Here is a 26,618-nt window from a genome sequence, read left to right on the forward strand (position 1 = left end):
AGTATCCTTGGTGGGTTTCTGAGTACTAATGACATTCCTTAGATTTTATAATGATGACTTCATGCATGGCGCCCATATTATCGTGCGTGATGCATAATATATTGCCATCGGTAATAGCGATGCGCAGTAAACGTGGTGTTCACGCCACGATCAATTATGTATATCGACATATAACTTAGTGGTTTAAATAATATAAGGGACTTATATGAAAAAGTATCTGGTAGCTTCCGCACTGGCCTGTGCGGCGATCTCTTCCTCGGCGTTTTCCGCCGATGGTGTGATTAACTTCACCGGTAAAATCATCGATAACGCCTGCGTGGTTAACCCGACGCTGAACGTGCAGATGGGAAATGTGGCGGCGGCGGCGTTTAAGAATGTGGGAGATGAATCCGGTGCCCGGAAATTTGATCTGGAGCTGAAAGATTGCCCGGCTAACCTGAGCAGTGCCAAAGTGACCCTGGACGGCGCGGCGGACGACAACAACACCGAGCTGTTCAAACTGAATGACGGCGGTGCAACTGGCCTGGCGCTGCGTATTGCTGCGCCAGGTGAAAGGATGGGGCCGGGCAGCACCAAGGAATTCAAGCTGTATGAGGGTGACAATGTATTGACATTCGAGGCGGCTTATAAATCAACGGATAAAGTCACCGCCGGTGATGCTAACACGACTATTCAATTCAGCGTTGCGTATAACTAATTTTCTATCCGGCGTTAATTTACCGGTGAAACACGTTTTCGCCGGTAATTCGTTAAATTCTCATCGGGCGGAAGGCTTTTGCGGGTGAGGAGTGGGGTATTTGAAAAACAAAAATGTGTTTTAGGGGACTTCGATGAAAAAGTATCTGGTTGCTTCTATGCTGGCGTGTACGGCGCTCTGCTCCTCTGCGTTTGCCGCCGATGGTGTGATTAACGTTACTGGAAAAATTGTTGATAACGCTTGTGTGGTGAGCCCAACTCTGGATGTGCGTCTGGGGGACGCGGCTGCGGCTGATTTTGAACACGTGGGAGATTGGGGTTATGCAACAGCGTTCTTCTTGGAGCTTAAAGATTGTCCGGCAAATACCAAGGCGGCTACTGTACAGCTGGATGGCGAGGCAGATTCCAACAATAAAAATCTATTCCAACTTATCTCTGGCGGCGCCACTGGTATAGCCTTAGAACTTATTGCAATAAGTGAGAGTGGTTGGGGAAAACAATCGATTGTACCTGGTGGTACTTCGGAGAAATTTTCGCTGAATGAGGGTGAGAATCGCCTGTCTTTTGCGGCACGCTACAGATCAACAGATAAAGTCACCGCCGGTGCGGCTAACGCCACTATACAATTCAGCGTTTTGTATAACTAATCTATCTGACTTGGCTTTATTGATCGATGGAATACGCATTCTGTGGCGGTAACTTGTTAATAGAACGACTTAATCACAACATCAAGGGAATGCACAATAATGAAGGCTGTCTATTTGGCGCTGTGCGCCGCGCTGTTAATCAATAGTTTTCAGGCTGCTGCTGGCGTGGTGATCGGCGGCACCCGGTTGGTGTATCCCGGCGGCAAGAAAGAAGCGACCATCACGGTAAAAAACCCGGACGACATCCCTTACTTAGTGCAATCGTGGGTCAATGCGGATCTGGAAGGCAACGTCAAGGCGCCGTTCTTGGTCACGCCGCCGCTGTTTCGCCTGAACGGCGGCAAAGAGAATACGCTGCGGGTGGTGAAAACCGCCCAGCCGCTGCCGGAGGATCGCGAGTCGGTATTCTGGTTCAGCGTCAAAACGGTGCCACCGGAGGCGGAAGGCAAAGGCAACCACCTGCAAATCGCGGTGCGTACCCGCATCAAACTTTTCTATCGCCCGGCGTCGCTGCCCGGCTCGCCGGAAGAGGCGGCCGGGAAAGTGCGCTGGGAGCGCAGCGGCAACACGCTGAAAGCGATCAATGATTCCCCCTACTACCTGAGTTTCTCTACGGTCTCGGTCGCCGGTGAAAAAATCAAGGAGCCGCAGATGGTGGCGCCGTTCGCCACGCTGGCCTATACCCTGCCGCCTTCAGCCACCGGCAAACAGGTGAGCTGGCAGGTGATCAACGACTACGGCGGCCTGAGCGCTCAGCACCAACAAGCGTTGTGATGGCTCGGTTGATAGCCAGGGGCGCGGTGTGAACAGGGATGTGAAACATGAACAGCAAAACAGCGCGCTGCCTATCTGGGCGGCGCAGCGAATATCGGCTGACGCCGTTGGCCTGGCAACTTGCCGGCCTGCTGATGTACAGCGGCGTAGCGCAGGCGGAATACCGTTTTAGCTCGGCTTTATTGCAGATAGGCAATACGCCGCAAACCGAAGTGGATCTGGCGCTGTTCACCGATGAGGAGAAACAGCCGCCGGGGGAGTATCGCGTTGATCTGTTCCTCAACGAGCAGCGGCTGGATACTCGCACGCTGGCCTTTTCTCTGCAGCCGGACGAACAGGGCAAAGAACGTCTGGTTCCTTGTCTGAAATGGGAAGATCTGCAGGGCTTTGGCGTGGATCTGGCCGCCTTTCCCGCGCTGAAACCCTCCGATGCGTGCATCAACTTGCCGCAGGCCATTCCCGGCGCCCGAACGGAACTGCTGTTCGAGCAACAGCAGTTGAAGCTGAGCATCCCGCAGGCGGCGTTAAAACGCCAGGCGCGCGGCTACGTGCCGCCGGAGCAGTGGGACAGCGGCATTCCGGCGTTGCTGAGCAACTATACCCTGCGTGGGGCGCACGATCGCAGCCGGCAGGGGGGCGGCAATGAAAGCAGCTATTTCGTCAACCTGCGCAACGGCGCCAACTGGGGCGCCTGGCGGTTGCGGCATGACGGCGTGTGGAACCGGAACGGTCAGGGAGAGGCGCACTGGCGCACGTTGAACAGCTATGTACAGCGAGACATCACCCCGCTGAACGGGCTGTTGACGCTGGGCGATGCCACCACGCCGGGCGATATCTTCGATTCGCTGCCGCTGCGCGGCGTACAGCTGGTCTCGGTGGAAGAGATGTACCCGGACAGCCTGCGCGGCTACTCGCCGGTGGTGCGCGGCATCGCCAAAAGCAATGCGGAGGTGATCATTCGCCAGAACGGCGTGGTGGTCGATCAGCGCTATGTGCCGCCGGGCGCCTTTGAAATCAGCGATCTGTATGCGGTTTCCGGCAGCGGCGATCTGGATGTCACCATCAAGGAAAGCGACGGTACGGAACAGCGCCTGCTGGTGCCGTTTGCCTCGCTGCCGGTGCTGCAGCGCGAAGGGCGGCTCAGCTACGGCCTGGCCGCCGGGCAATACCGTGCGCAGGACGCGAGCGCCGATGACGAGAAGTTTATGCAGGGCACGCTGATCTACGGCCTGCCGCTCGGCGCCACGCTGTATGGCGGTGGCCAATGGGCCAATCGTTACCGTTCGCTGGCGCTGGGCGTGGGGCAAAACCTGGGCCGCGCCGGCGCGTTGTCGCTGGATATGACGCAAAGCTGGGCCCGGCGGCCGGAGGAGGCCGTTCAGGGGGACGATCGGCAGGGCAACATGTGGCGCCTGCGCTATGAAAAAAGCTTCCCGCTCACCGGCACCCAGCTGAGCCTGGCCGGTTATCGCCATGCCAGCGAAGGCTACACCACGTTGCAACAGGCGATGCAACCCCGCGATAGGACAAGCAACAGCGCGACCCGCAGCCGTAAAGAACTTTCGCTGCAGCAGGGATTGGGGCCGCTGCCAGGCTCACTGTTCTTGAGCCTGGCGGAAGATCGGCGCTGGGGGGAACAAGGCAAGCGCCAGTCCGTCAGCCTGGGCTACAACGGCAGCATCAAAGGGGTGAGCTATGGCCTTAACTACAGTCAGAACCAGAGCTATCAGGCTCAGACCGATCGCGTCGTGGCGCTGAATGTCAGCATTCCACTGAACCTGTGGGCACACAACACCTGGGCCGGTTATGGCATCAGCAATAGCAACAACGGCAAAACGTTGCAGACGCTGGGGCTGAACGGCACCGCGCTGGAAGGCGACAACCTGAACTGGGGGATAACCGGCGGCTATGGCAATCAGGGCGAAGGCGAGAATGGCAATCTGACGCTGGGTTATCGCGGCAGCAAGGCGCTGCTCGGCGCCGGGCTGAGCCACGACGGCCAGCGCCAGCGGCTGAATTACGACGTTCAGGGCGGGGTGTTGCTGCATGCCGGCGGGGTGACGCTGTCGCAACCGCTTAACGATACGGTGGCGCTGGTGCGCGCGCCGGGTGCCGGCGGGGTCAGCGTGGTGAATCAGGTGGGGGTGAAAACCGATAGCCGCGGCTATGCGGTGGTGCCTTACCTCTCCGCCTATCGCCAGAACGCGATTGCACTGGATCCGACCACCCTCGCGGACGACGTGGAGCTGGGGCTGACCAGCCAGACGGTGATCCCGACCCGCGGCGCGGTGGTGCTGGCGGATTATCAAACCAAGGTCGGTGCACGGATGATGATGACGCTGACGCGCGCCGACGGCCGGCCGGTGCCGTTTGGTGCGATCGCCACGCTGGCAGGCGCAGGCGGTGACGGCAGCATCGTCGGCGACGGCGGGCAGCTGTTCCTGGCCGGCATGCCGGCCAACGGCATGCTGCACGTGCAGTGGGGCAAACAACCGGACCAGCAATGCCAGGTCGTCTACGGCCTGCCGGAAACGGCCGGCCCGGAGATCCCAGAGATAGCGGCCGAGTGCCGTTAAGGAGCAAAGGATGAAAGCGGGAGTATGGATGCTCGGCCTGTGCGGGCTGTGGGCGGCGGGCGGCGCCTGGGGAGCGGAATGCCTGCCGGCCGGCAACCCGGAACGGCTGCTGTTCGACATTCCGCCGCAGACGCTGCAACGCGATCTGCCGGTCGGCAGCGTGGTGTGGCAGGGCACGCGCCAGGTGCAGCAGGCCGCGTCGCTGGCGCCCTGCGCGGAGGCGAAGGACGCCCGGCTGAATCTGCAGGGCGGCGACAGTGGGTTGAAAAGCGGCAACAGCGCGGTCTACGGCACCACGATTAGCGGGCTGGGCTATGCGCTGGATACCGATGCCGCTTTCAGAGATGGCTGGCCGGCGAGCGGCGCCATTGCCGCCGGCAAACGGCAAATCAGCCTGCGGCTGGTGGTGACCGGGCCGCTGGTCTCCGGCGTGTTGACGACGGAAACGCTGGCTCGGCGCACGGTTAATGGGCTGCCGGTGCTGGATATTGCCCTGCAAAAACCGGTCGCTATTACCCGGTTGGCCTGCGAGCTGCAGGGCGGCCGCCACCGCACGGTGGCATTGGGCGAGGTGGCGCGCAGCGATTTTCGCGGCGTGGGCAGCACGCGCGGCGAGCAGCCGTTCCTGCTGGATTTGGCCTGCGACGCCGGCGCCCAGGTCAATGTTCAGTTCGACGGCATCGCCGCAGGTGGCGACGCGCCCGGGGTGCTGGCGCTGACCCACCCCGAGGCGCAGGAGAGCGCGCGCGGCGTCGGGGTGCAGCTGCTCTACCGCAGCGCGCCGCTGGCGCTGGGGGAGCGGCTGCCGCTGGAAACGGCCTTACAGGGCCTGCGCAGCTACCCGTTCAGCGCCCGTTATTACCAAACGCAACCGCAGATCGCCGCCGGCGAGGCCAACGCGGTAGCGACCTTTAGCCTCACCTATCAATAAGGATGAAGATAATGATGAGAAAAATAGCACTGCCCCTGACGCTGCTCGGCGCCGCCGTGTTGGCACCGCCGCTGCAGGCGGCGGATGGGAATATTAATGTGACTGGCAGAGTAACCGAAAGCAGCTGTGTGCTGGATACTAGTTCTAAAAACCAGAAGGTGAATAAGGGAGTAAGATCCGTCGAAAGCAATCCGACCTTCTTAGGGGACGGTGGCGCAATCTATGTGCAGTTGGCGGACTGCCCGGACAGTATTAGCCAGGTACGCATCAGGTTTGAAGGAACTGCGGCAAGCAGCAATAATTTTCCAGGCAAGGTTTTTGCTGCCGATAATGGCGACCAGCCCGATGCGGCAAAAAATGTGGGTTTTATCTTTAGCAATGCGCAGGGTGATAATGGCTGGTTCAGCGATCTTCTGACTGTTAATGAGTTCAGCCCAGCTATTGAGTTGCAAAAAGGGGCGGTGAATAAGCTTGTATTCCGCACGGGAATTGCCTCGGAAATGCCTACTGCAGGGGTTGCTCGTGCTCGCGTGCAGTTTAGCCTGATTTATCCTTGATGGATTATTGAATTTCGTTTTTATTGAGATAAGGAACAGCTAATGAAAAATATCATCAAGGGGCTGCTGCTGGCCGGTAGTGGATTGGCGTTTAACGCTTATGCTGCAGATGGCAGCGTGGATATCGAAGTCACGTTTGTTCATGGCACCTGCAATTTAACCGCAGGAAGCAAAAATATGCAGGTAGCGCTGGGGAATATTTCCCGTGCCGAGCTGGCATCAACCGGTGCGACCAGCAAGCCGGTTGATTTTACCGTTGAAGCAACCGACTGTGTACCAGGCCTGACCGTATGGTTCCGTTTTGATGGCGTTGCTGCCGATCAAAATAATAAAGCCTTTGCGTTAGGCAGTGGCTCCGTTGCCGAGGGGGTTGGGGTACAGGTGGCCGATGTTTCCTCTTACGAGGAGTATGTCAAAATTCCTAATTCTACTTCTGGATATGGAGAAATCCCAGGGAAGGATGGAACTTTCTCTCAGCCATTTAATGCACGATATATCGCTTTAACCGATAAAGTAACGCCCGGAACGGCAAACGCCACCATCCAACTCAATCTGGTGTATGACTAAATAACGCCACCCGCCACCCCCTGCGTCGGCTTATCGATATCATCAGAATAAAAGGCTGTTATCCAGTAATAAGGAAAGTGGCGAGAGTAAAAAGTAAATCAGCGGCGCGGCTGCCTATATTGCCACGAAGGCGCAAACGGTCACCCCCGGCAGCGCCAACCTGACCACGCAGATTAGCCTGGTTTATCCATAATAACCGGGCCTGTTTCAGCACGATGATCGTTTGGCATTATCAGAGAGATAAGGAAATTAATGATGATAGCAACAGTGAGAAAAAGAATGCCGCTGCTGGCATTATTCAGCGCAGCAATGTTATCCCCGCCGCTCTACGCGGCGGATGGGAGTATTAATGTGACTGGGCGGGTGGTGGAGAATGCCTGTGTAGTCGCCGCCGAATCGAAGAATATCATGGTGGATTTTGGTGAGCAGGCGGGTAATTCCTCATTGGGCAGCCGTGGCTATGGGCAAACCATAAGGCTTCTGGATTGTCCTTCGGGGGCTAAGCAGGTGAAGATTAGATTTGAAGGTACCGGATACGGCTATGTTTTCGCCCCCGATAATCAGGGGCAGCCGGGAGCCGCACAGAACGTAGGGTTCGGGATATACAATGCGGATTTTGCTGATATTGGAGTTAACGGTGAATCGAAGCCTTATGAGCTTAAAAACAGCGGTTCCGGCAGTGCGAATGATCTTCATTTTGGTGTGTCGATACGTTGGCTTGGCAAGAACCAGAGCCAGCCCATCCCACTTGGTGAGGCGACGGGCACTATTCAGTTCAGCATTCTTTATAACTAAACCCGCCATGGCCTATTTTTATGGTGACGAAGGAAAATGTGATGAATAAAGCAATCAGAAGAATCGTTCAGGGCTTGTCAACTTGCCTGATTGGCCTGGCCTGTACGGCACAAGGTGCAGACGGCACGATCAAAACTAAAGTGAAGTTTATTCAATTTACCTGCAATCTGACGGCCGCCAGCAAGAACATGAGCGTACCGCTGGGGGATATTAACCGCAGCCAGTTGGCTAAAACCGGGAACCTGAGTTCGCCGGTGTTGTTTGAATTAAAAGCGACCGGTTGCCCGAGAACAAGCAAAAATACTTCTGTTACAGTGCGTTTTTCAGGCACGGCAGCAGCAGGGGATAGTCAGGCTTTTGCTTTGGATCAAGACAGTGTGGCGTCGGGGGTCGCAGTGAAGATAGCGAATGAGAGCTATGATGGCGTTTATGATTATTTCGTTGGGCCTAATGTTTATTGGGGGAGGAGCTTTTATCCAAACTCTGAGGGTGAGCTAACCATGAAGTACGCGGCGCAGTATGTCGCCCTGGATGATCACGTTACCCCCGGTACGGCCAACCTGACGACCCAAATTGACTTGTATTACAATTGAGCTACTCTGCCCAATGGCGTAGCCCATTGGGCGGATGATATTTTTAGAATTAAGGTGTAGTAACTCTACTAACAGAGAACATTGATTATATTGACCAATATAACCCAGCTGCGAGTATAAAGTTGCACAGCTAAATTGTACATGCTTCGAGAATCTGCCTCAGCACCCTTATCTTTATCGCTTTGGCAGGGGGACTGGTTCACGGGAAATTATTATTCACCCTAACTATATTATTATTTGCCATGTCAATGAGTTGTAAATGGAGATTTTACGTGTGCTACATACTCACCGGGAATATCCTTAAGTCATACAAAGAGAGATCAAAATGAAAAATACTGTAATTGGTATGTTTGCTCTGTTAGGTTTCACGGGGCCAGTCGTTGCAGCCTGCCCAGACGGAAATACAGTGGTGACTAAATCAGGGTACTATGCCGCGCTCAACGCTGAGTCTTATAGAAAAATGACCTCTATTATCGAATCTGGAAATACATCGGAATTATCTCCTTTATTATCAGAGCATTCTGTCATTGCACTTCCTGCCGGCATTGAGGTTTGTATCACTGATAGAAGGAAAGGATTCCAGCAATATCGAAAACACATAACTATCCCTAATAAACCTGGTGCTTATTGGGTGCCTGATGCGGCATTGAACGAGATTGAGTAAACGCCTGATGTCTCTTCAATAGAAATCGTTGACCCGATTCGTTCTTGCCGACTAGGCGTGAGCCGGAAAAACATAAACGCATGTCTGTTTCAACACCGCAAAGCTGTAGTCGCTACAGGGATGGGAGTCTGGAGTAGTCCGCGAACAACGTCACCATTTTATGGTCCCTGCATAAAGTGGAGAACTGCGCAAGCAGCGTTCCGCATCTGTTCTTGGGCACGAAGCTATGCCCCCTTGAAGCATGAACAAAATGCGGCCATAATCTGCCGTATCGGTAGCACCGAAACAAACATCGAACAAATCCCTTTCTCGTCGGGCTAACGACGCGGGAGGGATTTTTTTTTGTCACGGCCCGGCGTCTGCGCCCGGCAACTTGTTGAACTACGAGGGTTTACTATGAGCACCTTAGGCCATCAGTCCGATAATTCATTAGTGTCCAACGCCTTTGGTTTCCTGCGCTTTCCGCTGAACTTCATGCCTTACGACAGCGATGCAGAGTGGGTCATCACCGGCATTCCGTTTGACATGGCGACCTCCGGTCGCGCCGGCGGCCGCCATGGCCCGGCGGCCATCCGTCAGGTGTCCACCAACCTGGCCTGGGAAGGCAACCGTTGGCCGTGGAGCTTCGATCTGCGCGATCGGCTGAACGTGGTTGACTGCGGCGACATCGTGTTCAACTTCGGCGATGCGCAGGACATGAGCGACAAGCTGCAGGCGCACGCGGAGAAACTGCTGAAAGCCGGTAAGCGCATGCTCTCGTTCGGCGGCGACCACTTTGTCACCCTGCCGCTGCTGCGCGCGCACGCCAAGCATTTCGGCAAGCTGGCGCTGGTGCACTTCGACGCCCATACCGATACCTACGCCAACGGCAGCAAGTTCGACCATGGCACCATGTTCTATCATGCGCCGAACGAAGGCCTGATCGATCCGCACCACTCGGTGCAGATCGGCATTCGCACCGAGTTCGATCACGACAACGGCTTTACCGTGCTGGACGCCGCGCAGGTGAACGATCGCAGCGTGGACGACCTGCTGACCCAGATCAAGGGCATCGTCGGCGATATGCCGGTGTACCTGACCTTCGACATCGACTGCCTGGATCCGGCGTTCGCACCGGGCACCGGCACGCCGGTGATCGGCGGCCTGACTTCCGATCGCGCGCTGAAACTGGTACGCGGCATGCAGTCGCTGAACATCGTCGGCATGGACGTAGTGGAAGTGGCGCCGGCCTATGACCAGTCCGAGATCACCGCACTGGCCGCGGCGACGTTGGGTCTGGAGATGCTATACCTGCAGGCGGCCAAGAAACACGCCTGACGCTTGGCCACGCCTCGCTGAAAAAGCGGCTCCCATCGTATGGGGGTCGCTTTTTTTATTTCATTTTTCGCCATCCGTGCGGCGATTTTCAGTCTGTTGCAACGCCTTTGCGCAATTTTGCGCAGAAATGAAACGGAGTCAGTAAAAAGGAATCGGGATAACGGGGAGGATGAATATACTGCGCGCGGGTGCTCTGGATCTTTGTATCTAGAGCCTGCGTGAAAGGTACAAAGAGAAAAGCCCCGAGTCGATATTCATCAACCCGAGGCCTACTCTAACGCCAGCAACGTTAAGTTAGCCTCTTACCCGCCGCGAGGCAAGGAGAAGAAGGCATGATGCCGAACAAACGGAGCCTGTTAAAACTGGTGGTTATTTGTGCCACGGTAATATCACTGGCATGGATAACCCGTAGCACGCTGTGCGAGCTGCGGATCCGATCGGGCACTACGGAGGTTGCGGCCATTTTGGCTTACGAATCCGAACGGTAAGGCAACCCGGCGACGGGGGGGGCCCCCGTCTGCTGGTTGTTGGCGTCCAGATCCATGAGCACCCTCTCAACGCTTTCGGTTTGCCGCCGTAGAACACGGTGAAACGGATTTATGCCCGCTTCACCTGGCGAGCCAGCAACATGCGGCTAAACAGCGCGCCGCCCGCCAGCAGCGTCAGCAGCTGTGAGGCAATCAGTACCGCAAAGCCCGAAGACACCTTGCCCTGGCTGGCCATCACCATGCCCATCGCCATCGGCACAAACGCCGAGAACAGATTGCCGATGCCGTTGATCAGCCCATAGGCGCTGCCGACCGCCTCCGGCCGCGCATAATGCTGCAGCAGAGTGGGGATTGCCGCGCCCTGTGCGCCCCAACAGGCGTTGGCCGCCAGCAGGAAGAAGGCGATCCAGCCAAGCTGATGACTGTTCATTACGCCATAGATGCACAGTGCGGTCGCCGCGCCGCCAAAGACGAAGATCAGTGGCGCCTGATAGGGGCGGATACGATCGAGCAGCACGCCGCCGAGGTATTTTGAGGCGATGCTGACGATGAAAGGCAGTGCGGCCATCCATCCCATCTGCTTGATGGAGAATCCTTTTTCATCAGTCAGGTAAGCCGGCAGCCAGGCGCTGGATCCCCACAGGTAGCTGAGCGTGGCGATCTCGATCAGCAGGATCCAACCGAGCATCGGTGTGCGCCAGGCCAGCGCGAAGGTGTGCCAGACGCGGCTCAACACCGGCTGAGGATCGGCGGGGCGTGAAGATGAGGGTAAGGCGAGCGGATGAACGAACAGCCGCACCAGCGCCAGGCCCAACAGCAGGTTGAGCAGTGCCAGCAGGTGAAACGACATCGCCCACCCGAAGTGCGCCATCAGAAAACTCACCAGCGGAAAGCCGATCACCAGCCCCAACGAGACGCCCAGCGCGCTGACCGCGTTGGGTTTGCCACGCTCGTCGGCGGCGAAATGATCGCTGATGTACATGGTCTTGAGCGAGAACAGCGGCCCTTCGCTGACGCCAAGCAGCGCGCGCACCGCGCACAGCAACAACAGCGATCCCGCCAGCGGCGACGCGGCGGTGAGCAGCGCCCACATCACGACGCTCAGCGTCAGCGCGCGGCGGTAACCCATCAGCGTTTCCAGAAACGGCGTCAGCAACATGGCGGACAGGCCGTAACCGAGTAAAAACACCGTCATCAGCGTGCCCTGATGGGCGCGGTCACCGCCGAGTTGAAAGTGTTGCAGGAAGTCGGGATTGACCAACATCACGGCGATATTAACCCGATCCGCATAGGCGATAACGATCAGAAACAGCAGGGCGATCACCCCAAACCAGCGTTGACGTTGTTGCACGGCGCGTTCCTCAGTGCGAGCGGTTGACGAATTCAGGCAGCAGTAAACTCGCCCGCGGAGGCCATTACGCGCAAACGCGGGGGACGAGGCTGATTAATGTAAATTAATTGTTATTAAATTGAGTGTAAAAGACAGTGAGAAAACACTTTTACGCGCAATGCGCCGCCGGGATCAACGCATTTTTTGCCATAAATTAGCGGAAGAGCGCACAACTGACATAGGTTTTTCATATCGGTGCATGATTTCGTGATCCCTCCCGCATTTGTCATTTTTAAACAACCTTTCATTAACATTTGCCGTTCCGCTCGCTTGACGAAAGTTTCGCCAGACTTATAGTGGCTGTATTAAATAAGAAACTGAGTTTCATATATGAAACAATCAGATAGAGGATAAAAGCAATGAGCTGGAAGAATGTGTGCGAAGTGTCTCAGGTGAAAGAAGATTTTCCTTTCTCCGGCAAAGTGGAAGGAAAAGAGATCGGGGTGTACCTGCTCGACGGTAACTACTACGCGCTGGAAGACGTCTGCCCGCATGCTTATGCCTTGCTCAGCCAGGGGTTTGTAGACGACGGCAAGGTTGAGTGCCCGCTGCACGAAGCGCTGTTTGACGTGCGCACCGGCCAGTGCCTGCGCGAGCCAGGCGGCCGCGATCTGCAAACCTATCCCACCCGGGTGGTCGACAACCAAATCCAGATCACCTTTATCGCGGAGGAGTAATCATGCAGCACATCACCGATTTCAATCCCTGGCTGCCGGACACCCAACAGGTGACGCCGGCCCGCGAAGGCGGCAACGGCCAAATCCATCAGCCGGGCCAGTTCCGCAATGTCATCTGGCAAAACCGCGCCCGGGTGCCGGACGGTTTCGAAACCGCGCTGGTGGCGGCGCTGGAAACGATCTTCGATCAGGGGGCGGAAGAGCTGGAGCAGATCGTCAGCGCGTTGAATCAGCGCCGCCTGTTCGATCGCAGCGGCCAACCGTGGAATGAGGCGACGTTCCGCGAATTCCTTCACGTTAACGGTTTCTGAGCCACATCCGGGAGAAGACAATGACAGCAAACACAACATCCTCCGAACAGAGCCTGCAGGACTATCTTGACCAGGGATTGCGCGGCATGTGGTATCCGGTGCTGGCCAGTTGGGAAGTGGGCAACAACCCGGTCGGCATCACCCGTCTCGAGCAGCAAATCGTGGTGTGGCGCGACGGTGAAGGCCAGATCCACGCGTTGGAAGATCGCTGCCCGCACCGCGGCGCGCGGCTTTCCATGGGGTGGAACCTCGGCGATCGTATCGCCTGCTGGTATCACGGGGTGGAAGTCGGCGGCGACGGAACGGTGAAAGACGTGCCGGCGGTGGATCGCTGCCCGCTGGTGGGGCAAAAATGCCTGCGGTCTTACCCGGCCAAAGAAGCCTACGGCGCAGTGTTTCTCTATTTCGGCGTGACGGCGGATGAAGCGCCGGCGGCGCTGACTTTCCCGCAAGAGCTGGCGGACGAAGCGTCGTACAGTAATTTTCTGTGTACCGCCAGCTGGGACTGCAACTACCAGTACGCATTGGAAAACGTGATGGATCCGATGCACGGCACCTACCTGCACTCTTCCTCACACTCGATGGCGGAAGGGGATCGCAAGGCGGATATGGGGCTGGAGCCGACCGACAGCGGGTTTATCTTCAAAAAGAACGGACAGATCGGGGTTAACTTCGACTGGGTGGAATTCGGCAGCAGCGGCGCGTATTGGATGCGCCTGTCGATCCCGTACAAGAAGCGCTTTGGGCCGGGTGGTCACTTCTGGATCATCGGCATGGTGGTGCCGGAAGACAAGGATCACTGCCGGGTGTTCTTCTGGCGCATCCGTAAGGTCAAAGACTGGCAGCGCGACATGTGGCGCTTCATGTACCGTAATCGCCTGGAATCGTTGCATTGGGACGTGCTCGAGCAGGATCGCATCGTGCTCGAGAACATGGCGCCTAACGCCCGCGGCCGCGAATACCTGTACCAGCACGACGTCGGTCTGTCGCGCCTGCGCCGCCTGATGCAGAAAGAGGCGCAGAAACAGCTGGCGACGCTGCGCGAGCGGGAGGCGGCGCAGTGAACGGCTTGCTGGACGGCAAGCGCATCGTGGTCACCGGTGCGGCGCGCGGCCTGGGCTACAGCTTTGCCGCCGCCATCGCCGCAGCAGGCGCGCAGGTGGTGATGTGCGACATCTTGGCGGATGAGCTGGCGGCGAGCGGCGCCGCGCTGCGCGAGCAGGGCGCTCGGGTGGAAACGCAGACGATCGATCTGGCCTCACCGGATTCGATCCGCTTGGCGTTCGAGAAGATCGCCGCTGGCGGCGGGATCGACGGTCTGGTGAACAACGCGGCGCTGGCGACCGGCGTCGGCGGTAAAACCATGATGGAATACGATATCGATCTGTGGGATCGGGTGATGCAAGTCAACGTGCGCGGCACCTGGCTGGTGAGCCAGGCGGCGGTGCCGCTGCTGGCGCGCAATCCGCACGCCAAGATCGTCAACGTGGCGTCGGACACCGCGCTGTGGGGCGCGCCGCGCCTGATGGCCTATGTCGCCAGTAAAGGCGCGGTGATCGCGATGACCCGATCGATGGCGCGCGAGCTGGGCCCGCAGGGTATCTGCGTCAACGCCATCGCGCCGGGCCTGACGCGAGTGGAAGCCACTGAGTATGTGCCCGCCGAGCGCCATCAGCTGTACGAGCAGGGGCGCGCGCTGGCCGGGGCGCAGCACCCGGACGATGTGAACGGTACGGTACTTTATCTGCTGTCGTCGCTGGCGGATTTCGTCACCGGCCAACTGCTGCCGGTCAACGGCGGCTTCGTATTCAACTGACGGCCCGCAGGGCAGGCGCACAGCGCAGGAGCGAGAGATGGCGGACGAGCAAGCATGTAAGTATCTGATCCCGGGACTGGATCGCGGGTTGCAGTTGCTGCTGGCGTTTGGCGAGCAGCATAAGGAAATGACTTTTGCCGAGTTGCATCGCCTGGTCGATATGCCGAAGGCCACCGCCTACCGCGTGGTGCAGACGCTCGAGCACCTGGGCTTTCTGGAGCGCAATCCGCGCACCAATACCTTCGCACTGGGCATCAAGGTGCTGCGTCTCGGTTTTGAATACATCGCGTCGCTGGACGTCGCGCAGGCCGGCCAGCCGGTGATCGAGCAGTTGCGCGATCGCAGCCAGTGCAGCAGCCATCTGGCGATCCGCGACGGGCGCGACGTGATCTATATCGCCCGCGTCAGCGCCGCCGGTTCACAGATCAATCAGGTCAGCGTCGGCACCCGCTTGCCGGTGCACCAAACCTCGCTCGGCCGCATGTTGTTGACCAGCGCCACCCGCAGCGAGTTCGAACAACTCTATCCGGACGCGCAGCTGCCGGGCAACGCGCCGGGCACCCCGGCGGATCGCGAAACGCTGTGGCAGATGGTGCAGCAAGACAAGGCGCGCGGCTATGTGATCGGCGAATCGTTCTTCCGCCACGGCATCTCCTCGATCGTCTACCCGATCTTCAACCGCGAGCAGCGGGTCGAGGCGGTGGTCAGCATCATGGTGCCGTCCGATGAGATCCCGAAAGCGGATCGCGAGCGGCTGCGCATGGAAGTGCGCGACGCGGCGGAGAAAATTTCTGGCTTCCTCGGCGCGCCGCCGCAGGCCAACGTCGGCTAACCGACAGGACCGACTCTTTCACTCAGGCAGGGATAAGGCCCACAGTAAACAGGGGCCGGGGTTCACTCATGCCTGAAAACCGTATGCAGCGAGAACGTGAGGCTGAACAATGAGCGTAATCGGAATCGAAAAACTGGAATTTGGCGTCGAAAATCTGCCAACCTGCGAAAAATTCATGCAAGACTTCGGCCTGCAGCCCGCCACGCAACATTGGGGCGAACCGCAGCGCGAATTCACCACCCTGAGCGGGGCGCAGGTTGTCCTGTACCCGTTGCAAAGCGCGGCGCTGCCTGCGGCGTTTGAAGGCGGTTCTACCCTGCGCCGCATGACCTGGGGCGTGGGCTCACCCGCCGATCTGGCGCGCCTGCAGCCGCGTTTGGCGTTGATGCCCGGCTTCCGTCAGGTGGGAGAAGAGCTGGAATGCCTCGATCCCAACGGCATGACGCTGCGCTTCGTCGTCAGCCGCCAGCAGGCGGTTGAGGTGCCGGTCACGCCGATCAACCAATGGGGCGACGTGCGCCGCATCGATCAACCCAGCCCGGTCTATTCGCAGGCGCAACCGATCAATATTGGCCACGTAGTGTTCTTCGTTGAAGATCTGGCGGCGACCGAGCGTTTCTATCGCGAGCTGTTGGATTTCCAGGTTTCCGATCGCTATATCGATCGCGCCGTCTTCCTGCGCACCCAGGCGCGCGGCGGCCACCATAATCTGTTCCTGCTGAAGCTGCCTAACCGCCCACGCGGCCTGAACCATGTGGCGTTCACCGTGCGCGATATCCACGAAGTGATTGGCGGCGGCATCGCCATGAACAAAGAGCAGTGGAGCACCTTTATCGGCCCCGGCCGCCACCCGATCTCCTCGGCCTATTTCTGGTACGTCAACAGCCCGACCGGCGGCGCGTTCGAGTATTACACCAACGACGATTATCTGACGGAAAACTGGCAGCCGCGCGAGCTGGAGCATTCGCTGGTCTCCTTCACCGAATGGGCGGTAGAGGGCGGCATCGATCACGACACGCGCCGCCAGCATAAAAAGGCGCAAGCGTTATGAACCGGCCAGAACAGACGGGCATCGTCATCGTCGGCGGCGGCCAGGCCGGCGGCTGGGCGGCCAAGACGCTGCGCGACCGCGGTTACAGCGGCCGGCTGACGGTGGTCAGCGACGAGCCCTACGATTTTTACGAGCGGCCGCCGCTGTCGAAAGCGGCGCTGCTGGATGCCGCGGCTCCCCTCAGTCGGCTGTTCAGCGAACAGGCGGTGGCGGAGCTGAATATCGACTGGCGTCGCCCGCTGCGCGCCGAGTCCATCGACGCTGAACAGCAAATCGTCACGCTCAGCGACGGGCAACGGCTGCAGTTCGAGCAGCTGCTGATCGCCACCGGCGGGCGGCCGCGTGTGCCGGGCGCCGCCTGGGCGCAGCATCCGCGCGTGATGACGCTGCGTTCCTGGGACGATGCGGCCCGGTTGCGGCAGGGCCTGCAAGGTTGCCGCCGTCTGGCGATCGTCGGCGGCGGTTGGATCGGGCTGGAGATCGCCGCTTCTGCGCGCCGTCTCGGCGCCGAGGTGACGGTGTTTGAACGCCAGCCCGCGCTATGCATGCGCAGCGTCGGCGCCGATGTCTCGCAGGCGTTGCTCGAACTGCATCGCCGGCAGGGCGTTACGGTGTTGTGTGGCTGCGGCGAGATCTCGCTGGAAGATCGCGACGGCGCCGCCTGGATCGGCAGCGAAGTCAGCGATCCGCAGGCCTTCGATCTGGTGGTGGTGGGGATCGGCGTCGAGCTGAATCTCGAACTGGCGCGCAGCGCCGGGCTGGCGATCGAGTCCGGCATCGTGGTCGACGGCCAAGGGCGTACCAGCCATCCGGCGATCTTCGCCGCCGGCGACGTGGCGCGCCACCCGACGCTTGGCCTGTGCCTGCAGTCCTGGGCCTACGCGCAAAATCAGGCCATCAGCACCGCCTGCGCGATGCTCGACGCCTTTGCCGCTCCGTATGACGACGTGGCCTGGCTGTGGTCGGATCAATATGACGTCAATATCCAGATCCTCGGCGTGCCGAGCGGCGGCGTGCACCATGTGGTGCGCCGCACGCCGCAGTCGCAGGTGTTCTTCACGCTGAACGCCGATCGGCAGCTGGTGCAGATGGTGGCGTTCAACGACGCGCGCACCATCAAGCTCGGCAAGCGCTGGTTGGCGAGCGGCCGGGTGCTGGATCCGCAGCAGCTGGCGGATGCGGAGTTTTCTTTGATGGCGTTGAAATAACGCCCGAACCTCGGGAGCGTTTTATGACTACGCAAGACATTGACGCCCGCGCTGGACGGGCGGGGGAAGCCGTTGCCGAAAATCCGCAGCAACGGGTGCGCTGGTCGGTGCCGATCGCGCTGTTCGCCTGCGTGCTGCTGGCGTTTTTCGACAAGATCAGCATCGCGGCGCTGTTTTCCGACGCCGAGTTTCAGCAGGCGTTAGGGATCGGCTTTGACCCGGCGCGGCTGGGCTTGCTGATGAGCGCGTTTCTGTTCTCCTACGGCATCTCCTCGATGCTGCTCAGCGGCATCGGCGATCGGCTTAACCCGGTAAAAGTATTGATTGGCATGATGGTGGTGTGGGGCGTGCTGATGGTATTGATGGGGCTGGTGCGTTCCTATCACGCCATGATGACGCTGCGCATTCTGCTCGGCATCGCCGAAGGGCCGCTGCTGCCGATGGCCTACGCCATTATTCGTCAGGCCTTTCCGCCGCAGCTGCAGGCGCGCGCCACCATGCTGTGGCTGCTCGGCACGCCGCTCGGGGCCGCGCTCGGCTTCCCGGTCACCCTGTACATCCTCAATACCTTCGACTGGCAGACCACCTTCTTCTTTATGGCGTTTCTGACGCTGCCGGTGATGTTGCTGGTGCTGTTCGGCATGCGCCACCTGAACGTCTCGCGCCCGGCGGCGGCGGCCAAGCCGGCGGTGTCCGAACGCAAACAGCACCGCCGCGAGCTGCTGCGCAGCCCGCATTTCTGGATGATTTGCCTGTTCAATATCGCCTTCCTGACCTACCTGTGGGGCATGAACGGCTGGTTGCCGAGCTACCTGATCAAGGGCAAAGGCATTCATCTGGAGCATGCCGGTTACCTCTCTTCGCTGCCGTTCATCGCCATGCTGCTCGGCGAAGTGCTGGGCGCCTGGCTGTCGGACAAGCTGGATCGCCGCGCGCTGGCCTGCTTCCTGTCGCTGTGCGGCGCCGGCCTCGGTCTGGCGGTGGTGCTGCACCTGCAGGGCACCTACAGCGTGATCGCCGCCATGGCCTTCAGCACCTTTATGTGGGGCGCCGGTGCGCCGAATATTTTCGCGCTGTTGGCGAAGGCGACCAGCAGCAAGGTCAGCGCCACCGCCGGCGGCATTTTCAACGGACTGGGCAATTTTGCCGGCGCGCTGGCGCCGGTGCTGATGGGGGCGTTGATCGCCGCCACCGGCAATATGGATAACGGCCTGCTGTTCCTGGTGGTGATGGCGTTCGTCGGCTGCCTCATTCTGCTGCCGTTGCTGAGAAAGTACTGAATTAACAATTGCTAAGCCCAATGGATTTCATGCTGTGGCTAGGCGGCAAGTTCGTGAGTCTCCAGGAGCTTACTGCGGTAAGTGACTGGTGTGAACGAATGCAGCCAACAACGCCACAGCGTGAAAGACGAAGGGGATAACCATTTGATTCAACAGAGGAGTGACAACATGTCTCAGGTTGAGAACAAAGCCGGCGTCAAGCCGCAGGATCTGTCGATGGAAAACTGGGTAGAGTCGCGCATCGCCCGTTTCGAGGGCCGCAAATACGACTGGAACGCGCTGAAATTCCAGGCCGACTTTGACCCGAAATACCGCCGCGCGCAGATGCGCTACATCGGCACCGGCGCCACCGGCGTGGCCAGCGACGCCAACACCATTCCGGCGGGCAACTTCACCTTTTCCACCATGGTGCTGCCGTCGAAGTGCGAGGGCCCGTTGCACCTGCACGACGACGTGGAAGAAGTGTTCTTCATGCTGAAAGGCAGCATCACGCTGATGATTCAGGATGGCGAAGAGTATTACGAAACCAGGCTGAAAGAGCGCGATCTGATCTCGGTGCCGGCGGGCGTGTACCGCGGCCTGTTCAACCACGGCGAGGAAGAGGCGCTGATGTGCGTGATGCTCGGCACTGCCAAGCCGGAGATCCCGACTTATCCGGCGGACCATCCGCTGTCCAAAGTGAAGCGTAACTGATGAACGGCCTGGCGCAACGCCAACGGGCGCGCTGCGGGGCGTACACCCTGAGCTGGCGCGAGGCCGGGCAGGGGCGGCCGGTGGTGTTGCTGCACGGCATCAGCTCCGGCTCCGCCTCGTGGATCAAGCAGTTCAACGACAGCGGCCTGACGGACGGTCACCGTCTGTTGGCGTGGGACGCGCCGGGCTACGGCGGCAGCCTGCCGTTGGCGGACCCGCAGGCCGATGCCGCCGGTTATGCGGCGGCGTTGGCGGCGCTGATTGCTGAGCTGCAGCTGGCGCAGCCGCTGATCGTCGGCCATTCACTGGGGGCGCTGATCGGCAGCGCCTACGCCGCCGGCTATCCGGACGGACTATGTGGGCTGGTGTTGGCGGATCCGGCGCAGGGCTATGCCACGGCGCCGGAGGAAAAACGCCGGCAGGTGTACGGCCAGCGCCAACAGATGATAGAGACGCTGGGGCCGGTGGGCTACGGCGAGCAGCGGGCGGCGGCCTTGCTGCATGAAGAGGCGGATCCGCAGGACATCGCCTGGGTGCGCAACGGCATGCAGCAGCTCGATCCCGACGGTTTTCTGAGTGCCGCCTGGATGCTGGCTAACGACGACATCGGCCGCTATCTGGCGCGCTATCGCGGCCCGCTGGAAGTGTGGTGCGGTGAACAGGATCGCATTACGCCGCCGGAGAAGGCGGCCGAGCTGGCGCGTGAGCAAGACGCGACGCTGCGTCTGATTGCCGCCGCCGGTCACGCCAGCTACCTCGATGCGCCGGCGTGTTTCAACCGCTATCTGCGGGATTTTACGGGAGCAATCCAACGATGAATTTTCAGCTTGAGGATCGGGTGGCGGTGGTGACCGGCGGCTCGTCGGGCATCGGTTTCGAAACTCTGAAGCTGCTGCTGGCCGAAGGGGCGAAGGTGGCGTTCTGCGGCCGCGATCCGGACAAACTGGCCGGCGCGGAGGCCAGCCTGCGCGCGGACTTCCCGCAGGCGGAGATCCTGGCGCTGCGCTGCGACGTGCTGGATGCACAGCAGGTGGCGCAGTTCGCCGCTCAGGTGACGGCGCGTTTCGGCGGCGTGGATCTGCTGATCAACAACGCCGGTCAGGGCTTCGTCGCCCATTTTGACCAGACGCCGCGCGAGGCCTGGCTGCATGAGGCCGAGCTGAAGCTGTTCGGCGTGATCAATCCGGTGCAGGCGTTCTTACCGGCGCTGGAACGATCGGCGATCGCGTCTATCACCTGTGTGAACTCGCTGCTGGCGCTGCAGCCGGAAGAACACATGATCGCCACCTCGGCGGCGCGTGCCGCGCTGCTCAACATGACGCTGACGCTATCGAAAGAGCTGGTGGACAAAGGTATTCGCGTTAACTCGATCTTGCTGGGGATGGTGGAGTCGGGTCAATGGCGCCGCCGTTTCGACGATCGCAGCGATAAAGATCAAAGTTGGGAGCAGTGGACGGCGGCGATCGCCGAACGGCGCGGCATCCCGATGAAGCGCCTGGGCAAGCCGCAGGAGCCGGCGCAGGCGCTGCTGTTCCTCGCTTCGCCGCTGGCTTCTTTTACCACCGGCGCGGCGCTGGACGTTTCCGGCGGCTTTAACCGCCATGTGTAGCAGGGGCCGAAAAAGATGAAGAAGATCATGATGATTGGCTACGGCGCGATGGCGAAGGAAGTGATCGCCCGTTTGCCGGAAGGCGTGGAGGTCGGTTGGATCCTGGCGCGCGCAGCTCATCATGCGGCGATCGCCGAGGCTTTTGGCGGGCGGGTGCAGGCGCTGGCCCATCCTGGGCAGTGTTCGCAGCGGCCGGATCTGGTGCTGGAGTGCGCCAGCCAGCAGGCGGTGGCGGAGTTTGGCGAAGCGGTGCTGCAGCGCGGCTGGCCGCTGGCGCTGATCTCGACCGGCGCGCTGGCGGACGCCGCATTGCAACAGCGGCTGCAGCAGGTTTGCCGCCGCCATCACGGGCAACTGATCGTGCTGTCCGGCGCGGTGGCGGGGATGGACGGGCTGGCGTCGGCGCGCGAAGGCGGGCTGGAGAGCGTGACCTATCAGGCCAGTAAAAGCCCGGCCAGCTGGCGCGGCAGCCCGGCGGAACAGTTGATCGATCTCGATGCGGTGAGTGAAGCGCAGGTGTTTTTTGAAGGTTCGGCGCGTGAAGCGGCGCGTTTGTTCCCGGCTAATGCCAACGTGGCGGCCACCATTGCGCTCAACGGCCTGGGGATGGACGCCACCCGGGTACGCCTGCAGGTCGATCCCGCCACCCGACGCAATACCCATCGCCTGCAGGTGTGCGGCGATTTTGGCGAGTTTCACATCGAGCTGAGCGGCACCCCGCTGGCGAGCAATCCCAAAACATCAACCCTGGCGGCGCTGAGCGCGGTACAAGCCTGCCGCCGTCTGGTGGACGGCGGTTTTATTGCCTGAACGGCAGGAGCGGAGCATGGAACGATTGAATATTTTTGTCGCCGGACGCTGGCGCGAAGGGCGTGGCGAAGAGATGGCTTCGGTATTCCCGGCTGACGGCAGCGTCAACGCGCGGCTGCGTGCCGCTAACGTCGAGGACGTGAATGAGGCGGTGGAGGCAGCGGAACGCGCCTGGCGCGCGCCGGAGTGGCGTGGGTTGGTGCCGCACCAACGCGCCTCGATCCTCTACCGCGTCAGCAACCTGATCCTGGCGCAGCAGGAACAGCTGGCCGAGCTGCAGACCCGCGACAACGGCAAGCCGCTGGCGGAGACCCGCGGGCTGGTGGCCAGCGCGGCGGCGACCGCGCGCTACTTCGCGGCCGCCTGCGAGGTGTTGGAAGGTGAGCTGCCGACCCCGCGCAGCGCCGAGGTGATGACGCTCAGCCAGTATCAACCGATGGGGGTGATCGCCGCCATTACGCCGTGGAACTCGCCGATCGCCAGTGAAATGCAGAAGGTAGCGCCGGCGCTGGCGGCGGGCAACGCGGTGGTGCTCAAACCGGCCGAAGCGACGCCGCTGATGGCGCTGAAGCTGGCCGAGCTGTTCGAACAGGCGGGCCTGCCGGCCGGGCTGCTCAGCGTGCTGCCGGGCAAAGGTTCGGTGATCGGCGAGGCGTTGGTGCGCCACCCGCTGGTGAAAAAGATCGCCTTTACCGGCGGGACCAGTACCGGGCGCCATTTGGCGCACATCGCCGCCGACAAGCTGATCCCCACCTCGCTGGAATTGGGGGGGAAATCGCCGACCATCGTGCTGGAGGACGCCGATCTGGAGCAGGCGGCGCGCGGCATCTGCTACGGCATTTTCAGCTCCGCCGGCCAGGCGTGCATCGCCGGTTCGCGGCTGTTCGTGCATCGTTCGCTGTATCAGCCGCTGCTGGCGCGCTTGACCGAACTGACGGCGGGGCTGCGTATCGGCAACCCGCTGGTGCCGGGCGTGCATCTCGGCCCGCTGATCAGCGCCAAACATCGGCAAAGCGTGGCGGACTACGTGGCGCTGGCGCGGCAGGAGGGTGGCCGGGTGATCATCGGCGGCGAAGCGCCGGCCGATCCGCAACTGGCGAGCGGTAGCTATTACCTGCCGACCATTATTGAAGGCTTGAACAATGACGCCCGCGTCTGCCAGGAAGAGATCTTCGGCCCGGTGCTGGTGGCGCTGCCGTTTGACGATGAGCAACAGCTGATCGAACAGGCCAACGACTCGGTGTACGGCCTGGCGGCCGGCATCTGGAGCCGCGATTTCCCGCGGGCGATGGCGCTGGCGGAGCGGCTGGAAACCGGCACCGTCTGGGTCAATACCTACAAAACGTTCTCGATTTCTACACCGTTCGGCGGTTTCAAGGAAAGCGGGCTGGGCCGCGAAAAGGGCCTGAACGGCATCAAGGCCTACATGCAGCAGAAAAGCGTGTATCTGGCGCTGAGCCATCAGGTGAACCGCTGGAGCGACTAGGCCGACACCTCTACGCATAACCCTAATAACGACTACCCTAAGAAGGCAGATGATGAGCGATAAAATCACGGTTGGCGAGGCGATAGCCCGGACTCTGGAACAGTACGCGGTGTCGGCGATGTACGGCATCATTTCGATTCATAATCTGCCGATCGCCGATGCGGTGGGGCAGCGCGATAAAATTCGCTTCGTGCCGGCGCGCGGCGAAGCGGGCGCGGTCACCATGGCCGACGCGCACGGGCGCTTCTCCGGCCTGGGCGTGGCGTTGACCAGCACCGGCGCCGGCGCGGGCAACGCGGTGGGGGCGATGATTGAGGCGCTCAACGCCAACACGCCGCTGCTGCATATCACCGGCCAGGTGGAAAAAGCCTATCTGGACGCCGACGCCGGTTTTATTCATGAAACCCGCGATCAGCTCGGTTTCCTGCGCGCCTGCTCCAAGCGCGCTTACCGGGTCAATTCGCCGGAGCAGGCGGTGGCGGTGATCCAGCGGGCGATCCTGGATGCGCAAACCGTGCCCTGTGGCCCGGTGGCGGTCGAGATCCCGATCGATATTCAAAGTAGCCTGGTTTCCCGTTCGGTGCTGACCGAAGCGTTGGCGCCGGCGCCGCTGCCGAAGGCGGACGATGCGGCGGTGGAGCGGCTGCATCAGCGGCTGAAACAGGCCAAGCGTCCGCTGCTGTGGTTAGGCGGTGGCGCCTTGGCCTGCGGCGACGCGGTGCGTAAGCTGGCGGACGCCGGCGTGGCGGTGATCTCCAGCACCCACGGGCGCGGCATTCTGCCGGACAGCCATCCGCGCAGCCTGCGGGCGTTCCACAACTCGCCGAGCATCGAGGCGATCCTGACGCAGTGCGACCTGACGCTGGTGGCTGGTTCGCGCCTGCGCAGTAATGAAACCCGCACCTGGACGCTGCCGCTGCCGCGCCCGCTGGTGCAGATTGACATCGATCCGGCGGCGGCCAACCGCAACTACCTGGCCGATGAGCAGATCAACGGCGACTGTGCGGCGCTGCTGACGGCGCTGGCGGCGCGGCTGAGCCCCGGCGAGAAGGTTAACGCCGAGTGGGATGCCGAGATCGCGGGGGCGGTGCAGCAGGCGGAGAGCGCGTTGCGTCAACAGTCCGGCGAATACGCCAAACTCAACGACGCCATCGACGCCGCGTTGCCGCAGGACGGATTGCTGGTGCGCGATATCACCGTTTCCGGCAGCGTCTGGGGCAGCCGTTTGTTCCGCGCGATCTCGCCGCTGTGCAACATTCACTCGCTGGCCGGTGCTATCGGCATGGGGCTGCCGATGGCGATCGGCACCGCGATCGCCAACCCGCAGCGCAAGGTGGTGGGGCTGGTGGGCGATGGCGGTTTGGCGCTGGGCCTGGGGGAACTGGCGACCATGGCGCAGGAACAGGTGAACATCACCCTGCTGATCATGAACGACGGCGGTTATGGCGTGATGCGCGGCATTCAGGACAAGTATTTCGCCGGGCGCCAGTATTACAACGAGCTGCATACGCCGGCCTTTACTCAAATAGCCGAGGCGATGGGGCTGAAAGCCTGGAAGGTCGAGGCGGCGGCGCAGTTCAACGGCGTATTGGCCGAGGCGATCAACTACCCGGGGCCGTCGGTGGTCGAGGTGGACATGAAGCAGGTCGGGCCGCTGACCTTCGCCGGGCCGCCGCAGAAAACCCTGTATTGAGACGATAAAAAACGCCCGGCGGTTGCCGGGCGTTCTCGTTGTTACTTCTCTGCCGCGATGCGATCGCGAATGTGCTGCGCGCGCGCTTGGGAAGACGGGTGATCGTCGAACATGCTGCTCTGACGGCCGGCTTCCATTTGGGCCAATTTTTCGAAGCTGGTGGCCAGGCCGTTCGGATCGATGCCGCGCTTTTTCAGCAGATCGAACGAGTAATCATCCGCTTCGCTTTCCTGCTTCTGCGAGAACTGGGCGCTGACCAGTTTCTCGCCGATGTCCGCCAGCTGCGACTGCGACAGCGAGCCGATGACGCCGCCGGCGGAGGACGCCGCGGTGCGCAGCGCCACGGTGCCGTAAGCCACCTGCATCGCTTTACGGGTGTGGCCCAGGGCCACGTGGCCCATTTCGTGGCCCAGCACGCCTTCCACTTCGTTGTCGTTCATCATGTCCATCAGGCCGCTGTAGACGCGGATACAGCCGTTGGCCATCGCCCAGGCGTTGACGTCTTTGGTCACGTAGACCTTGTAGTTGGCCGGGGTGCCGTTGATGTTGTCGCCCAGCGCCGCAGCGATTTTGTTGAGACGCTTGGCGTAGGTGCTGCCGGCCGGCGCGATTTGTGCCTTGCTGTCCATCTCGGCGCAGGATTTATCACTCAGGGCCTTAACGTCGTCGTTGCTCAGGGTCGCCGCCTGGAACGCCTGCGCGCCGGACTGCATCAAGGTTTCGGTATTCAGGTTTTGACAGCCGGTTGCCAAGGTGGCAATGCCCAACGCAATCAAAGAGGTACGGATCTTCATAACGCCATCTTCCTGTGAAGGTAACAAGGTAAAAGAGTCATTTTGCTTTGAGGAAATCTTGTCGCAAGAGCCTAGTGTACGCCAGCTAAGGCGAGAATAGTGTTATTCCGAAAAAGCGTCCAATCGTGCTAATAAGTGGTGAACTCGCTCTCATTTGGCATTAGGGATTGCCGTTGTGATGTGGAGTCTGAGAAAATAGGGAACTTGACTGCTTTTTTTATCCGACCTGGAGTAAAACATGTCCTCTCGTAAAGAGCTTGCCAACGCCATCCGCGCACTCAGCATGGACGCCGTACAAAAAGCAAATTCCGGCCACCCGGGGGCCCCTATGGGCATGGCGGACATCGCCGAAGTCCTGTGGCG

Annotated in this window: 29 protein-coding genes; 27 read left to right on the forward strand and 2 right to left on the reverse strand. The window is 60.4% G+C overall.

Annotated elements, in window-relative coordinates; all coding sequences use genetic code 11:
- Nucleotides 1-205 precede the first annotated feature (205 nt).
- From ACJ8IL_RS24005 to ACJ8IL_RS24060, 12 genes are all read left to right on the forward strand, one after another.
- Complete coding sequence (locus tag ACJ8IL_RS24005; RefSeq protein WP_442516904.1) at nucleotides 206-697, forward strand: fimbrial protein; 492 nt, start codon at nucleotides 206-208, stop codon at nucleotides 695-697.
- Nucleotides 698-830: 133 nt separating this feature from the next.
- Nucleotides 831-1,343 carry a fimbrial protein gene (locus ACJ8IL_RS24010; protein ID WP_197813258.1) on the forward strand — a complete coding sequence of 171 codons (513 nt, stop codon included), beginning with the start codon at nucleotides 831-833 and terminating at the stop codon, nucleotides 1,341-1,343.
- A 99-nt stretch (nucleotides 1,344-1,442) separates the two neighbouring features.
- Nucleotides 1,443-2,117, forward strand: coding sequence for a fimbrial biogenesis chaperone (locus ACJ8IL_RS24015; protein WP_025304211.1), 675 nt, complete (start codon nucleotides 1,443-1,445; stop codon nucleotides 2,115-2,117).
- Nucleotides 2,118-2,164: 47 nt separating this feature from the next.
- Nucleotides 2,165-4,693 carry a fimbria/pilus outer membrane usher protein gene (locus ACJ8IL_RS24020; protein ID WP_261456698.1) on the forward strand — a complete coding sequence of 843 codons (2,529 nt, stop codon included), beginning with the start codon at nucleotides 2,165-2,167 and terminating at the stop codon, nucleotides 4,691-4,693.
- 10 nt (nucleotides 4,694-4,703) lie between these two features.
- Nucleotides 4,704-5,624 carry a fimbrial protein gene (locus ACJ8IL_RS24025; RefSeq protein WP_080350777.1) on the forward strand — a complete coding sequence of 307 codons (921 nt, stop codon included), beginning with the start codon at nucleotides 4,704-4,706 and terminating at the stop codon, nucleotides 5,622-5,624.
- An 11-nt stretch (nucleotides 5,625-5,635) separates the two neighbouring features.
- On the forward strand, nucleotides 5,636-6,181 hold the full coding sequence (locus ACJ8IL_RS24030) for a fimbrial protein (protein WP_334273833.1): 546 nt from the start codon (nucleotides 5,636-5,638) through the stop codon (nucleotides 6,179-6,181).
- 42 nt (nucleotides 6,182-6,223) lie between these two features.
- The gene (locus tag ACJ8IL_RS24035) at nucleotides 6,224-6,748 is read left to right on the forward strand and encodes a fimbrial protein (protein ID WP_334273832.1); all 525 of its coding nucleotides are present in this window, start codon (nucleotides 6,224-6,226) and stop codon (nucleotides 6,746-6,748) included.
- A gap of 252 nt (nucleotides 6,749-7,000) precedes the next feature.
- Nucleotides 7,001-7,543: a fimbrial protein gene (locus tag ACJ8IL_RS24040; RefSeq protein ID WP_089181271.1), complete on the forward strand. Its 543-nt coding sequence runs from the start codon at nucleotides 7,001-7,003 to the stop codon at nucleotides 7,541-7,543.
- Between the two features lie 41 nt (nucleotides 7,544-7,584).
- A complete protein-coding gene (locus ACJ8IL_RS24045) occupies nucleotides 7,585-8,136 on the forward strand; it encodes a fimbrial protein (protein WP_442516905.1) in 552 nt (183 codons plus the stop codon).
- A gap of 325 nt (nucleotides 8,137-8,461) precedes the next feature.
- Complete coding sequence (locus tag ACJ8IL_RS24050) at nucleotides 8,462-8,800, forward strand: hypothetical protein (protein ID WP_089181269.1); 339 nt, start codon at nucleotides 8,462-8,464, stop codon at nucleotides 8,798-8,800.
- A 396-nt stretch (nucleotides 8,801-9,196) separates the two neighbouring features.
- Nucleotides 9,197-10,117: an agmatinase gene (gene speB, locus ACJ8IL_RS24055; RefSeq protein WP_004937606.1), complete on the forward strand. Its 921-nt coding sequence runs from the start codon at nucleotides 9,197-9,199 to the stop codon at nucleotides 10,115-10,117.
- 335 nt (nucleotides 10,118-10,452) lie between these two features.
- Nucleotides 10,453-10,605, forward strand: a complete 153-nt coding sequence (locus ACJ8IL_RS24060) for a Hok/Gef family protein (protein WP_004937610.1) — start codon at nucleotides 10,453-10,455, stop codon at nucleotides 10,603-10,605.
- A 109-nt stretch (nucleotides 10,606-10,714) separates the two neighbouring features.
- Here ACJ8IL_RS24060 and ACJ8IL_RS24065 read toward each other — a convergent pair whose 3' ends face one another.
- Entirely contained in the window at nucleotides 10,715-11,956 is a 1,242-nt protein-coding gene (locus ACJ8IL_RS24065; protein WP_043141266.1) for an MFS transporter, read from the reverse strand.
- A 398-nt stretch (nucleotides 11,957-12,354) separates the two neighbouring features.
- Between ACJ8IL_RS24065 and ACJ8IL_RS24070 the strand changes: the two genes are divergently transcribed.
- From ACJ8IL_RS24070 to ACJ8IL_RS24135, 14 genes are all read left to right on the forward strand, one after another.
- Nucleotides 12,355-12,672 carry a non-heme iron oxygenase ferredoxin subunit gene (locus tag ACJ8IL_RS24070; RefSeq protein ID WP_004937614.1) on the forward strand — a complete coding sequence of 106 codons (318 nt, stop codon included), beginning with the start codon at nucleotides 12,355-12,357 and terminating at the stop codon, nucleotides 12,670-12,672.
- Between the two features lie 2 nt (nucleotides 12,673-12,674).
- Nucleotides 12,675-12,983 carry a recombinase-like helix-turn-helix domain-containing protein gene (locus tag ACJ8IL_RS24075; RefSeq protein ID WP_004937617.1) on the forward strand — a complete coding sequence of 103 codons (309 nt, stop codon included), beginning with the start codon at nucleotides 12,675-12,677 and terminating at the stop codon, nucleotides 12,981-12,983.
- Between the two features lie 20 nt (nucleotides 12,984-13,003).
- Entirely contained in the window at nucleotides 13,004-14,047 is a 1,044-nt protein-coding gene (locus ACJ8IL_RS24080) for an aromatic ring-hydroxylating oxygenase subunit alpha (protein WP_060434497.1), read from the forward strand.
- Complete coding sequence (locus ACJ8IL_RS24085) at nucleotides 14,044-14,799, forward strand: SDR family oxidoreductase (RefSeq protein ID WP_025304203.1); 756 nt, start codon at nucleotides 14,044-14,046, stop codon at nucleotides 14,797-14,799. Before ACJ8IL_RS24080 ends, ACJ8IL_RS24085 begins: the two co-directional genes overlap by 4 nt.
- Nucleotides 14,800-14,836: 37 nt before the next feature.
- Entirely contained in the window at nucleotides 14,837-15,631 is a 795-nt protein-coding gene (locus ACJ8IL_RS24090) for an IclR family transcriptional regulator (protein ID WP_004937625.1), read from the forward strand.
- 109 nt (nucleotides 15,632-15,740) lie between these two features.
- Nucleotides 15,741-16,682: a VOC family protein gene (locus tag ACJ8IL_RS24095; RefSeq protein WP_060434495.1), complete on the forward strand. Its 942-nt coding sequence runs from the start codon at nucleotides 15,741-15,743 to the stop codon at nucleotides 16,680-16,682.
- Complete coding sequence (locus tag ACJ8IL_RS24100) at nucleotides 16,679-17,890, forward strand: NAD(P)/FAD-dependent oxidoreductase (RefSeq protein ID WP_060434493.1); 1,212 nt, start codon at nucleotides 16,679-16,681, stop codon at nucleotides 17,888-17,890. The genes ACJ8IL_RS24095 and ACJ8IL_RS24100 overlap by 4 nt, the downstream gene beginning before the upstream one ends.
- Before the next feature lie 23 nt (nucleotides 17,891-17,913).
- Nucleotides 17,914-19,170 carry an MFS transporter gene (locus tag ACJ8IL_RS24105; RefSeq protein ID WP_049208796.1) on the forward strand — a complete coding sequence of 419 codons (1,257 nt, stop codon included), beginning with the start codon at nucleotides 17,914-17,916 and terminating at the stop codon, nucleotides 19,168-19,170.
- Nucleotides 19,171-19,338: 168 nt separating this feature from the next.
- Nucleotides 19,339-19,863 carry a cupin domain-containing protein gene (locus ACJ8IL_RS24110; RefSeq protein WP_004937634.1) on the forward strand — a complete coding sequence of 175 codons (525 nt, stop codon included), beginning with the start codon at nucleotides 19,339-19,341 and terminating at the stop codon, nucleotides 19,861-19,863.
- Nucleotides 19,863-20,681, forward strand: a complete 819-nt coding sequence (locus ACJ8IL_RS24115; RefSeq protein WP_025304198.1) for an alpha/beta fold hydrolase — start codon at nucleotides 19,863-19,865, stop codon at nucleotides 20,679-20,681. The genes ACJ8IL_RS24110 and ACJ8IL_RS24115 overlap by 1 nt, the downstream gene beginning before the upstream one ends.
- The gene (locus ACJ8IL_RS24120) at nucleotides 20,678-21,472 is read left to right on the forward strand and encodes an SDR family oxidoreductase (RefSeq protein ID WP_060434492.1); all 795 of its coding nucleotides are present in this window, start codon (nucleotides 20,678-20,680) and stop codon (nucleotides 21,470-21,472) included. Before ACJ8IL_RS24115 ends, ACJ8IL_RS24120 begins: the two co-directional genes overlap by 4 nt.
- 15 nt (nucleotides 21,473-21,487) lie before the next feature.
- Nucleotides 21,488-22,282: an aspartate dehydrogenase gene (locus ACJ8IL_RS24125; protein WP_025304196.1), complete on the forward strand. Its 795-nt coding sequence runs from the start codon at nucleotides 21,488-21,490 to the stop codon at nucleotides 22,280-22,282.
- 16 nt (nucleotides 22,283-22,298) lie between these two features.
- Entirely contained in the window at nucleotides 22,299-23,768 is a 1,470-nt protein-coding gene (locus tag ACJ8IL_RS24130) for an aldehyde dehydrogenase (RefSeq protein ID WP_060434489.1), read from the forward strand.
- Nucleotides 23,769-23,820: 52 nt separating this feature from the next.
- Nucleotides 23,821-25,461, forward strand: a complete 1,641-nt coding sequence (locus tag ACJ8IL_RS24135; RefSeq protein ID WP_147823306.1) for a thiamine pyrophosphate-binding protein — start codon at nucleotides 23,821-23,823, stop codon at nucleotides 25,459-25,461.
- A 41-nt stretch (nucleotides 25,462-25,502) separates the two neighbouring features.
- Here the strand turns inward: ACJ8IL_RS24135 and ACJ8IL_RS24140 are convergent, their stop codons facing one another.
- Nucleotides 25,503-26,255: a M48 family metallopeptidase gene (locus ACJ8IL_RS24140; protein WP_016930039.1), complete on the reverse strand. Its 753-nt coding sequence runs from the start codon at nucleotides 26,253-26,255 to the stop codon at nucleotides 25,503-25,505.
- A gap of 238 nt (nucleotides 26,256-26,493) precedes the next feature.
- Here ACJ8IL_RS24140 and ACJ8IL_RS24145 point away from each other — a divergent pair.
- Nucleotides 26,494-26,618, forward strand: a 125-nt coding sequence (locus ACJ8IL_RS24145) for a hypothetical protein (protein WP_144334738.1), incomplete at its 3' end; no start/stop codon positions are given.

This window comes from Serratia sp. CY47444, from assembly GCF_052168635.1.
In the GTDB taxonomy this organism is placed as follows: Bacteria; Pseudomonadota; Gammaproteobacteria; order Enterobacterales; family Enterobacteriaceae; genus Serratia; species Serratia bockelmannii.